Source organism: Mycoplasmopsis cynos (assembly GCF_900660545.1).
In the GTDB taxonomy this organism is placed as follows: domain Bacteria; phylum Bacillota_I; class Bacilli_A; order Mycoplasmatales; family Metamycoplasmataceae; genus Mycoplasmopsis; species Mycoplasmopsis cynos.
In genome coordinates, this window is sequence record NZ_LR214986.1 from 307353 (window position 1) to 320249 (window position 12897).

The 12897-nt window shown below is 25.3% G+C and carries 11 protein-coding genes; all 11 read left to right on the plus strand.

Annotation, left to right across the window (positions count from 1 at the left end):
• Nucleotides 1-616: 616 nt before the first annotated feature.
• Genes EXC48_RS01785 through EXC48_RS04655 form a run of 11 tightly spaced genes read left to right on the plus strand, consistent with a single transcriptional unit; the run spans nt 617 to nt 12867 of the window.
• The gene (locus EXC48_RS01785) at nt 617-1531 is read left to right on the plus strand and encodes a DnaB-like helicase C-terminal domain-containing protein (RefSeq protein WP_165035627.1); all 915 of its coding nucleotides are present in this window, start codon (nt 617-619) and stop codon (nt 1529-1531) included.
• Nucleotides 1524-2291: a single-stranded DNA-binding protein gene (locus EXC48_RS01790; RefSeq protein ID WP_129720540.1), complete on the plus strand. Its 768-nt coding sequence runs from the start codon at nt 1524-1526 to the stop codon at nt 2289-2291. Before EXC48_RS01785 ends, EXC48_RS01790 begins: the two co-directional genes overlap by 8 nt.
• A 3-nt stretch (nt 2292-2294) precedes the next feature.
• A complete protein-coding gene (locus EXC48_RS01795; RefSeq protein WP_129720541.1) occupies nt 2295-3947 on the plus strand; it encodes a hypothetical protein in 1653 nt (550 codons plus the stop codon).
• Nucleotides 3948-5159 carry a hypothetical protein gene (locus tag EXC48_RS01800; protein WP_129720542.1) on the plus strand — a complete coding sequence of 404 codons (1212 nt, stop codon included), beginning with the start codon at nt 3948-3950 and terminating at the stop codon, nt 5157-5159.
• Entirely contained in the window at nt 5140-7119 is a 1980-nt protein-coding gene (locus EXC48_RS01805) for a hypothetical protein (protein WP_129720543.1), read from the plus strand. The genes EXC48_RS01800 and EXC48_RS01805 overlap by 20 nt, the downstream gene beginning before the upstream one ends.
• Before the next feature lie 42 nt (nt 7120-7161).
• A complete protein-coding gene (locus EXC48_RS01810; RefSeq protein ID WP_129720544.1) occupies nt 7162-7662 on the plus strand; it encodes a hypothetical protein in 501 nt (166 codons plus the stop codon).
• A gap of 16 nt (nt 7663-7678) precedes the next feature.
• A complete protein-coding gene (locus tag EXC48_RS01815; RefSeq protein ID WP_129720545.1) occupies nt 7679-8656 on the plus strand; it encodes a hypothetical protein in 978 nt (325 codons plus the stop codon).
• A gap of 1 nt (nt 8657) precedes the next feature.
• Nucleotides 8658-9971: a hypothetical protein gene (locus tag EXC48_RS01820; RefSeq protein ID WP_129720546.1), complete on the plus strand. Its 1314-nt coding sequence runs from the start codon at nt 8658-8660 to the stop codon at nt 9969-9971.
• Between the two features lie 2 nt (nt 9972-9973).
• Entirely contained in the window at nt 9974-12358 is a 2385-nt protein-coding gene (locus EXC48_RS01825; protein WP_129720547.1) for a hypothetical protein, read from the plus strand.
• The gene (locus EXC48_RS01830) at nt 12351-12722 is read left to right on the plus strand and encodes a hypothetical protein (protein WP_129720412.1); all 372 of its coding nucleotides are present in this window, start codon (nt 12351-12353) and stop codon (nt 12720-12722) included. The genes EXC48_RS01825 and EXC48_RS01830 overlap by 8 nt, the downstream gene beginning before the upstream one ends.
• Nucleotides 12703-12867, plus strand: coding sequence for a hypothetical protein (locus tag EXC48_RS04655; RefSeq protein ID WP_165035611.1), 165 nt, complete (start codon nt 12703-12705; stop codon nt 12865-12867). Before EXC48_RS01830 ends, EXC48_RS04655 begins: the two co-directional genes overlap by 20 nt.
• The last annotated feature ends 30 nt before the right edge of the window (nt 12868-12897 follow it).

A 12897-nucleotide genomic window follows, 5' to 3' on the forward strand; every position in this document is an offset into this window, starting at 1 on the left:
ATTTTCATATTCTTAAAATTGATTATGCTATAACTCTTGGATATATAAATTAAAATGAGTGCAAAATGAACTTAAATTTAACTAAATTTATTTTTATTAGAAATATTATTAAAGCTATTATAAATAGTTTATATTTCATAAATAATATCACCATCCATACCTAAAAAGTAAAAGTTTTTATATAGCATTTAATAAATAAAAAAACAATTAAAGGAAATTTTAAAAATGTTTATGGTAGAAAAAAATATAATAAACAATTTGAAATAAAAGCTAAAAAATAGTTAGTTCTCAACAATTTATGAAACTAAGTAGGAAAAAATTAGAACAAAACCTAGATATTTTTCACTTTAGATTTTATTTCTAAGAAGAAATTTAAAAATCAAGAATCTGTTAAAATAAAGTTTTATTAAGTATTGATAAGTTTTGTATAATACCGAAATATTTAAAATTAATTAATAACAGTGTATAATAATTATTATGAATTACCAAATAATAACCCCTTATATATATATATATATATAATCCCCAATTAATGGAAGTAAGTAGTAGCGTGAATAATCCCCCTAAAAAAATCAGGGGGATTTTTATTTTAATCTTTACCCCTTTTGGAGGAAAAATGAATTATTTGGATGGTTTAAAAACACCAAAAAACATTCTTACGGAATGAGAGCAAGAAGATAATAAAAAAAGCAACATTATCAAAAAAACAAAATTTAGCATTATCGATAATGAATTGTTAGGTTTAAGACCAGGACAATTCTTAATAGTAGGAGGAAGACCAGGAACAGGAAAAACAACCTTTCTTATCAATCTAATTAATAACATAGAGCAAACATTATCAGAAAACGAATATATTTTATTTATCTCATTTGAACAGTCATCAAATGAAATTGTAGAAAAGTTATTTGCGCTTAATACTTGTGAAAAATTAAAAACCTTTTATGAAATTGATAAAAAAGAAATTTTAAACAGAAACCCAGAAGCAACGCAAAAACTTAAAGAGCAAAAAATATTAATTTATGATAATGCATCTTTAATGGTAGAACAGATAACAACATTGATAAATGAAATTGAAAGTAATTTAAATATAAAAATTAAAGCATTGTTTTTAGACCATATCCAAATTACACAAACAACAATAAATGGTAATCGTTATGAAAAGACTTCAATAGTTTCACGAACTTTAAAAATAACAGCATTGCAAAATAATATACCAGTAATTGCATTATCTCAATTATCAAGAGATTATGCAAAAAAGACAGCAGCAAAACCAACAGCACCTAACATCACAGACCTTAGAGATAGTGGTAATTTAGAACAAGACGCAGATATAATAATGTTTTTATATGAGCTTGATAATGAAAATGATAATCTTTTAAAAGAGTTAGGCGTTTCGATAGTTAAAAATAGAAATGGACGTTTAACAAAAAGTAAAGTTATATTTTCACCAATATTTGCAAAAATTTGAGATTTTGAAGAAGCAGCAAAATTAGGAATAACTAATTCTTTAAAAGGAGCGCAAAATGAATAATACACAAAAATTAAAAGCATTTGGCTACAATATTGCAAAAGGTATGTGTAAGATTTTAGATGCACCAGAAAAAAGAGAAACAGTAAATGGTAAAGTTTTTGCAACAGCAAGAGCATCATTTACATCATACACTCAAAGACCAGGTGAAGCATATACAACTTACTTTTCTTTAATTGCTTTTGGTAAGAATGCAACAAGATTAATAAATAATTTTCAAGCAGGGGACTTTATTAGATTTATTGGTAAGATTTATCAAAAAAAATATTTTAATGAACAAAAAAACACAGAATCTATATCTTTAAACGTGCATATTTTAAGTATGTCGAAAGTTGATAAATTTTTAAATCAAAAACAAATGGAGGACGAATATTTTTCAATTGAAATTTTAAGTACATTAGCACAAGACCCTAGAAAAATTAATGATGATACTATACTTTTAAATGTATGTTATCCTAATAATTCGGATGATGCAGAGTTTATAACAATATTTTCAAAAGAAAAATATTTAGAACGTTTAGCACCTAATGAACAAAATTGTTTTAAAAAAGGGAAGATTATAGGAATAAAATTTTTACCTTATGGAGTTAAAAAAACTACTTCATCAGGAAAAATTTATATAGGTATTACAGGACAAGCAACGACAATTTTTTATGTTGAAGACTTAATTGATGATAATCCATTAATTGCTAAATCAACTCAAAATGTAGAATTAAGCGCACAAGAGACAAAAGAATTATATGAAAGTTTATTTTTAGATTAACAGATGATACCAGAATTTACAGAACAAAAATTAAAACAGATTTTACATTATACAGACCTTGATGCAAATCCAAGTTATGACGCATTTAAATCAAAAGAATTTTACGAAATTCAATCAGGCGCAAAAGGAGTATCAAAGTCTTTTGGTGGAGCAATAATATCAATTTATCGATTAGTAAATGAAAAAATATTTTGTAGTGTATGATGTCGTAATCAATATAACCATATCGCTAATACATTGCGGCCTATGTTTTTAAAAGTATTATCTTTTTTAAAAGATGAACATAATTTAGATTACACAGAATATATAACCGTGACAACTTCAGGTGTTTATTGAAATTTTGACGATGGCGGAAAAGGTCGTTGCATACTTTTTCAAAACTTCGAAAAGACCCAAGCGTTTCAAGGAATTACACTACCAAATAACGCATTTAAATTTGGTGAATTAGTTATTGATGAACCGATTGAAGACCCAATTGATACTAAAAAGACACCATTAGAATTACAACAGCTTTATGAAGTGCAGGAAGAAAAAATACCACTTTTAATTCAAAATACAGTTTTAAGAACACAAGCACCTGATAATTTTCAAATCAAAGTAAAGTTTTTTTACAATATTTTTACAACAGAGCATTTTTTAATACAAAAGTTTCATAATGTAGTTTTACCGATTTTAACACCAGATGGTAATCCAAATAATTTAATAATGGAAAAATTAATTAAAGAGCATTATATACAAAAAACAGATGCTAATTTTGATGATGATTTAGGCATAACTATTACAATGTTCGCAAAAACTTTTGTACCAAAAAAAGAATTAAGTGCAATACAAATGAAAAACCTAAATTCTTTAAAAAATAAGAATTTACGTTTATGGATTGTTACAGTTGCAGGATTTGTTTTTTTAGATGAAACACAAAAAACTAATTACTTTTTAAAGCCTTATATCATAAATAATTTAGGTGAGATTAGAAAAGAAATAGAATTAGTAGAAAAAGAATACTTTTATACGCTTTTAAAAAATAATGAAATTTATTCGATTTGAGATGGTTTTGATCCAGGTAAAGTTGATAATGCGTCGTGAGTGCGTGTTGCATTAACTAAAAAAGGAGAAATTTTAGTTTTAGAAGCAGTAGAAGATATTAAAGCTATTACAAAAACAGATAGTAGATTACAAAATTGTAGAGCATTATTAAAAATAATTGATGAAAGCAATAAAGATATAATGCAATATTTAAAAAATAAAAATTCTCTTGATGATGAAGAAATTTTAACAGCAGAAACATTTAACAGTGTTATCGCTTGTGATAACGATATTATTATTGAAAACTTAAATGCAATTGCATCAGAAATGCAATTAGATAACATTTATGCAGTTAAAGCAAATAGACGTGATACAAATAAACAAGCTTTCGGCATTGTGTCTCGTCAAAATTGAGAAAAATTTATTTTTGCTAATGGTCTTATTAAATTAATAAATTCACAAGGTAGTAAAAAACTTTTAGAAAACTTTACTAAACAAGTTATACCCGACCAAGAATTAAAAAGAGATGAAAGTATTTTTGCAGAAATTTACGATTTAATTAATGCTTTTGAAATGGCGTGTTCGTTTATATATAAAAATCAATATTTAATTTTTCAAAGCAAAGGAGAATAAATGTCAAAAACAAATGAAGAAATTTTTAAATCAAATTTTATATTAACTAATTCTCAAAATTTTAATTCTATTTTCGGCGAAGGAAAAGAGTTTAAAATACCAGATAGTAAAAAACAATTTGAAAATGATGGCGCAGTACAACAAATGACACAACTCGCTAACGCTTTACCAAAAATAGAATTAGAAAATCAAAAAGAATTATTAAAGTTTTTGAATAATAATTATTTTTTAGAATTAATACAAAAATTAGAGGTAATGCTTTATAAAAAAGGATTAGCCGCATTAGGTATTTTAGAAAATAAAAAAATAGTTTTAGCAGAAGTAATAGATTATGCGTTTAATTTAGATAATAAATTATCTTTTTTAAAAGTTTCATTAGGACAACAAAAAATAAAAAATGAAGTTTTTGAAGTTGTTTATGAATATGATTTAGATAGTAATTACATTAAAAAATATGGTATTAGCACTAGAACAGGCAAAACAATATCGCCAAAAGAATTATTTGGTAGCACTTATAAACAAGAATTAAATGTTAATAATTTTATACCATTTACTGTTTTCAAAAATAAAGCAAGTGAAGCACCAGATATCGAAATGGTAAATCCTGAACTTTTTGAAATCTTAAATGCTAAATATAAATCATTAATTTTAGATATGTATTTATCTTTACCAATACCCCAAGTACAATGAAATGTCGGCGGTACAAAAGCAGACCAAATTGTTAAAAATCTTTTTAGCTTAGATAATAATAGAACGGTTAAAATCGATAGCAAAGCGACAATATCTGCGTTAGGTGATAATTTTGATATTAAATATGCACCAACACAAGCACCTCAAATTATCTCAACAATTGAAAATTTAATTTATTGAATTAAAAAATCTTTATTAATTAAAAAAGATGGTGATGATGGTGGTACTCATAATAAGCACAATGCAGAAATAGCTACATTAAATTCAGCGTATGAAGATTATATTGAAATGAAAGCAAATTTAAGAGAGATATATTATCAAAACTTTTTTAAAATCATTTTAAGAATACTTAAATTAAACTATGAACAAGATATAAATGTTATTGTTGTTTCTTCAACTAAATGATTAGAAGAACAAGCAAAACAATTACAAATAACACAAAATGGTGTTATGCTAAATAATAATCAAGTAGTGCATCAATTAGACCAAGAGGAAGACCAAAATGGACGCATTAACAATTAGTGATAACATAACAACTTTATATGTTTATAAAATTAAAAATTTTATAGAAAAACAAAAACTAGAAACAAACTCTAAAAATTTTATTAGACTTGAATTTGTCGGTGAATTTGATGCAACAATTACAGCAAGAGCAAAACAAACAAATTTAAATTTAGATAATAAAATTTTAAAACTAGGTTTAAATGATAGTTTAACAGTCGCTATTGATGATAATTTTATTTTTGATGAAAATGAGTTTTATTTTATTTTAGGCTCAAAATATCAAGCGCATACAGGTTTATATGATGCTTACTATTTTGAAACAAAAATTGATGAACTAATTTTTAATGATTTAGGTGATGATAAAATCCAAGAATTTACAATAACTAAATTAAAATCTTTTAAAGAATTAAATGACATAGAATTTATTGTTGTTAATGATGAAGATGATGTTAATAATGAATTAGAAGTTGTTAATGCAGATGATAAAATCGATATTACTAGTTATCAACTAGAATTTTACTCATCAGCATTAATCAATCAAATAATGCACTTTAAAAATGATTTTTTTGAAGTCCCTAATTTTGAAATTAAAGATAATAAAAAACCTATTTTAATTTTTGCTAATCCAACCGCAGTTTATGATAATACTTATTCTTTATTTTTATGAAACATCTCAAAATTTTATGTAGATAATTGAAGTGTTATAAGTTTCTTTTTAAGACGCTTAACATTAGAATATCATAAAAATTATGAACATTATTTAAAGCAAATTGTTAATAATGGTAGTCATCGCGAAATACTAAAAGAATGTGCTTATAACACCTATGTAGAGTTTCAAGGCACAGAAACCCAACGTAAAGAATGAGCAGATAAAAACGGTAATGCAAAAAGCTCAGACATTAACGACTATTTAATCCGTAATTTTTTATCAATTAGACCAGAAGCAGAAAAGATAAAGTTTTTAAGTTTATTATTAATGTTTTCAGAGCAAATTGCTTCGTCTTATTGTTGAAAAGGTGGATTAAATGATGAACATAAAGCAGCATTACCAATGACGGCACATTTTAAAGATATTGCTAATGAATATTATGTTGATAATCCTAGAATTGTTTTAGAAAGTTTATTATATAGTACAAACGAACAAGATAATAACGATATAAAATTTGGTGTATATAATCAATTTTTAAATAAAAATATTTTCTTTTTAAATGGTAAAACAGTGCAATTCGCATTAACACCAGACCAATTCGAAGAACCAGAATTATCACAAAGACCTATTGACTTCAATAATAAAACTTTAAATCTAAATTATCCATTTTATTTATTTTTAACAGAACAAGATACAAGTAGCATTTTAGGTTTAAGTAGTACAATTCGCGGCCATTCAAAAGAAGTTATTAAAGATGATATTTTAGTATGAAGTGGTATTAAAGATGATAATAAAGCTCAGATTATTAATTGAGAGCAAGAAGTACAAAAATATCTTGCATCAGAATATCCTCATTCAGATTTTGAACTTTCAATTTTAGGAAGACAAGATATTTATACACGTTTATCAAATGTCCCTCTTGTTATTGAAAATAATTATTATTATGATGCACTTTTTCAAAAGCAAAAATTATATTTTAAAAAAGATAAATTTTATTTAAATGATAGTGATGCGTCCGAAGGATTAAATTCACCAGCAATAAGACACGAATATTTAAAAATACGTGTAGTTAAAAAAGATTATGATAACTTATTTACTTTTGAAAATCAAAATTTATTTATGATTAATAATCCAAATGACTTAAATAAAAAAATAAATAATCATATTAACAAAATTGAGTTTTTTACAAATCCAGATAAAGTAATTATTAAAGGTGCATTTTTACAAGATTATAAAATAATTTTAAAAGGTGGTGCTTTTGAAAATGGTAAAGAATTTAATATTAAATCAGACAATAAATTAACTAATAAATTAATTTTTTGAAAATAAAAACCAGGGAACCGCAGCCCAAAAAAGACGGAGGAGTTATTAATGAAACTATTCGAAAATTTATCTCAAAAACTTGGCATATCTTGTCAAGAAATGAATGAAAAATTAGGTATTAAGGAAAATGCTAGCAAGCCGGAAATACTTAATGCATTAGGTGTTTATGCTATTTTTGATGAAAAAGAAAACTTATCTAGTTATATCGCAGATAAAATAAGCAATAAGACCAAAGAATTAGAAGCTTCAAACTTAGAAAAAGAAAAAGCATTAAATGAAATTAATGAATTAAAAAATCAACTTTCTAATTTTGAAACTACTAAATCACATTTAAAAGAACTTATTAAAAATGAGTTTAATAAAATCGACTTCACAACTAAAACAGATTTTGAACAATTAGATATAAGTAAAATAGATTATTCTAATGTTAAAAAATCAATATTGCAACAAGCAAGCGAACTTAATTGAGAAGTTAAAGAACAACCCCAAACACAAGAACAACCCCAAGAAAGCAATTTTAAAGCAAAGGGAATATTAACAAGATATTAATAAAGGAGAATTTTATATGGCAAATGAATTAACATTAAAAAGTGCGTTGCAAACAGAATTTAGTTTAGTGCAACCAAAAACAACACACGGAGCAAATTTAACACTTCAAGCAGCACAAATGGAAAGAGCATTATCTAGTTTAGTAGATAAATCATTATTTTTAAATATTTGTAAAAATACTGTTATTTTAGAAAGCTCAGATTTAAACGTTAAAATACAAAAAGTAGTGGGTTCTAAATTTAGTCCTAAAACTGCGATTGGAACAGGTACAGCTAATAAATGACGTCTTGGTGGAAGTATTAACGTAAGTTGAAATGAACCAGTTACAGTTTTTGAAGCAATTACAGCATTTGAAAAAGAATTATTACCAATTGATTTAGCATCAAGTAAAGCAGCAAAAGTCGCAAATCAATGAAGTAGAATTTTTGAAAGAACAGCATTTAAAGAATTAGAAAATAAAATTATTACAGATAAAACCCAAATTCAAAAAGACTTATCAAAAATGCAAGCATTAGAAGTTTATAATGAACTTGTTAAAAAAGCAACAGAATTAACAGAAACAGTTGATACAGAGCAAGGTATTGACTTAATCGAAAGAGATAATGTTGTTATTATGGTTAAACCTGCTTTATTCGATAAGTTAGCGCAAGCTAAATTAACAGGGAATGGTGTTTTAGAAGCATTTGAATTAGGACAATATGGAATATCAAGTATCGCAGGATATAAAATCTATGCAAACCCATTTTTAAGACAATTTGACGCAATTGTTTTAGCAGACTTTATTGGTTTTGGTGCAATGTCACCAATTGCAATGTCATATGGTAAAATTGATAATCTTTCAAATGATTTAGGATTTTATTTTGAAGGTAAAGACGCATATGCATTTTTATACGATAAATTAGCATATGGTTTTGCAGCAACACAAAAAACAGCAGACGAGCAAGGAAAGAGAATAGAATTACCAAACGCAAACCAAGAATTAAAAGACAAATAATATGTTATTAATAACAACTACCCCAGAATTTAAAAAAGTAGTTATTAAAGATAATGAAAGGACTAGCAAATCACTTTTTAATTTTGGTGAGTTGCTTAGTTCTTTTTTTATTGATATTCTTGGTGATATTGTTATTGATGTTTTAACAGTTGCGTTTATACCGCTTGGAGCAGGTACATTTTTAATCAGAGCAGGCGCTAAGTTTATTAAAAATATTTTGTTAGATTTAGCGCGTACAGGAAAAGTTGATTGAGAAAATACTTTTTTAAATTTAGGTATTGACTTATTGTTTATTGGAGCATCATTTGCAACTAAAACAGCATTAAATACAACTAAAAGATTAGCAAAAACTAATAAACTAGCAAAAGCAATTTATAACACATATTCAACAGCAAAAAAAGGTTATGATTTTGTTAAAAAAGGAATTATTGAAAAGATAGCAGAAGCATCTAAAAAAACAATTCAAGCACTTCAAAAATCAGCAAAAGTTAGCCAAAGAATTAAAAACATTATTACACCTCAAAAAATTAGCTCATTAATTGAGCAAGGTAGAACAATATATCAAGCAATCAAAAATCCATTTTCTTTAATTACAAAAGGAGCTAGTAAATTAAAAGGCCTTATTAATCAAAGAGTTAAAAAAACAATTGAAAAACAAGGTCTTAAATTTTGAACTTCAATAGCTCAAAAAAGAGCACTTAATGGAAAAATAAGCAATAAATTAGCTAAAAAATATGCACAAGCGCTTAATAAATTTGAAAAAGGACAAATTTATTTTAATTCAAAATGAGTAAGTGGTGTGCGTGTTTATAATCCGAAATATTGAGAGCAAACAAGATTTATAAGTTTCTTTTTATATTTTAAAAGACAAGCGACTAAAACTAAAAATAATCCAAAAGGAAAAAGACCGCTTGAATTAGTGATGTCTATAAATAAATATTTTGAGTTTATTAATGCGTCATCAAAAGGACAATATTATTTAAACAATATTGCGTGAGGTTGAATTTTAGGAAAAGGTCGTAGGATATTAGATAATTTAACATTTAATAATTTAGATGAGTTATATGTATCAAAAGATTTTGAACGTTTTAGATTATCTTTCAATAAAGTAGAAAATCAAAAAGAAGCATTATTAAACGACGTTGAAAACCTGGAAAGAGTTAAAAAGCATAGAACAAATAAAACACAATCAATTGCATATGTTGATAAATTACAAAATGGAAAATATAAAATTAAATTTGCTAGAAATGTGAAAGATTTTAACTCTACACTATATACACGTCAAACGATATATAAAAAACAGAAAAGGAGATAAATATGAATGAAGAAAAGTGAATAAAAATTAAAAACATTTTTGAAATAAATTTAGATGCGTTAAAACAAATAGCATTTAATCAAAATATTGCAATACCTAAAAGACTTAAAAAACTTTTTGGCGAATTAAACGATGAAGCAATTATTGACAAAATGCAGTTACACGTATTTTTAGCAATAGATAATTTAGTTAATAATAAAATAACTAAATTACTTGAAGCAATTAATTACGATGAAACAAAATTTAAAGATGTTATTGGTGTTTATCGTGTGATGTCAGTGCATATTGCATTGTTACACGAAACACATTATCGTATTGTTTCAGAAACAGTACCAGAAATAGCAAATAGACAACGTTTAATATCTAATAATTTAAATACTTTTAATGAAGCACGTAATTTTTATTTAAATGAAAATTATTTAAATGAGCAAGCTTTAAGAACTATTGTTAATGCAGATTTTGAAAGTTTAGAAAATGAGCTTTTAATTTGAAAAAATAGAATTGAAAGCTCAGAAGTTTATAAAGAATTAAAAAATAAAACAAGTGATATACAAAATTTATTAGGTAAATATGAACATTTAAAATTGTTATTTAATACAGAATTAAATGATTTAGAAAATCAAAGAATTGCACCACTTGAATTAAGCGCGCAAGCGTTAAATCAATTAGTTTCAGAGCAAATAAATAAAGCTAATGAATTAAGTGATAAAGTAACTACTTTTGAAACAAAAATTGATGATATACCAGAAACAATAAATCAAAATGTCGCAAATCGTTTAGAAAGTTTTAGCCAAAAAGATAATGAATTAGAACAAAAATATATGCAAATAAATCAAAAGGTTGATAATTTTAAAAGCGAACAAGATAATACAAACTTAGCAAATAATTCTAAATTTTTACAATGCAAAGAAAAAATAACATCATTAGAAACTAAATCATCACAAAACGAACAAAATATTAGTGTAATTAGAAATAAATTACAAGAAGCAAATGAAGAACATAAAAATAATATAAAAGAATTGCAATCATCTAAAATAACAGCAGATTATGTAAATGATAAGTTATTAAATATTGAAGACCCAACACAACCAACACACGCAGCAAATAAAAAGTATATTGACGCCATTATTGAGCGTGTGCCAGAATTATCAACAAATAATACTTTTAGTGGTCGTAATACTTTTAATGATAATGTTAGTTTTGGTGGTAGTTTAGTTACTTCTAGCGCAAGCATTACACAAAACGAACAAGTGACAAATAAGCGTTATGTAGATACTAAAATATCAGAGCAGGCGCAAAGAATAACAGCAATAGAACAGTCACCAGGATTTACGCAAAATGAAAATGTTTTAACAACTCAAAATTTAAATGCAGTACCGCGTGAAATGAAAACTTTAACAATAGTACCTGCTTCAGGAAATACAGCATCAATATTTTTATCAGGTAAAAACAACACAAAATGAGAATTTTTTAGCGATGGAGGTTCTCGTAATTTTGGAGTATTTAATAAATCAGGTAATAAATATGCGTTAGAAATTAAACAAAATGGAGAAGTTAAAACTTTTGGCGTATTAAATGTAAATAATAATAAAATAACTAATTTAGCTAATCCACAAAATGAAAAAGATGCAGTAAATAAAAAATATGTAGATGATAATAAAATTGATATTTTAGCAAATACAGCTCAATTACAAGAAAATAACTATTTTAATGGTGATAATACGTTTCAAGGCAATGTTCAAATTAATAGAGCACTTTTTCTTATTGATACAGCAAATAAAGTTAAATGATATTTTGGAACAACAGCAGATGGTAATTTAACAATTAGTGAATTTGATAGTTCGGATAACATTTTTATACTTAATAAAAACGGTAACTTGGATGAAAATTGTAGTTTTTATAATTATTTAAAAAATAATTATGTAGATAAAAATTTTAAATATAGAGTTTTAACAAATAATGTTGGTACAGGACAAATTGAAATAAATAGTAAATATTTAGACGATGGAAGTAGTGTTATAATACCGTGACCTACATCACTAGAAACAAATGAAAATACATTATATCTACGTTTATCTTTAACAGTTAAAGGAAGTAAAGTAAATGATTATTTAACATCAACAACATTTAGATTTTTGTTTAGTTATAAAGGCGATAATATTCAAGGTTTTAACGATATTTTAGAAGCAGATAGTTCTTTAAATTTTTATTATCCAAATGGTACAGATGAAATATTTTTAATGCGTGTTTTTGCTAATCCAGAAACAGATGGTGTTAAAGTAAATCATCAAGTTATAAAATTGTATGATGGTACACGTGCTTATAATCAACCGTTGCAATTCGAATATGCTTGAGCAGAAACATATTTAAAAAAACAAGATGCATAATCCTGTTATTGAAGTTTTTGCAGCAGGTGGAGTAGGTGCGTGCTTATTAACAATTATTGTAATAGTCCGTTATTTTTTAAAGAAATATCAATTACCTAAACAAGAACAACAAACAAAAAATGAAAATAATATTAATATCACACCGCAAAAAGAAGAAGGTTCAAACGTGCTCAAAGAATTGATTTATGCCAACAGAGACAGCATAGAAAAAGCGAAGGAAGAATTAGATGAAATTAATTTAAAAATTGAAAGACTTAGTTTAGCAATGATTTTATATGTTAAATCAAATGGCGTAGATGAAACTATAAAAAATGAATTTGAAAATATTATTAAAGGAGTAACTAGTGAAAAAAATAATAAATAAAATAATTGAATTTTTTAAATGATTAAAAGTTAATTCAAAAAATGCAGCAATAACTTTATTAGAAAACACTAAATTAGATAAAAATGATATTAAACGTTTAAAAAAAATAGTTGATAATGATGTTTTTAGCAATAAATCGGTATAATTATTATAAAGGTATAAAGATAATAAAAAT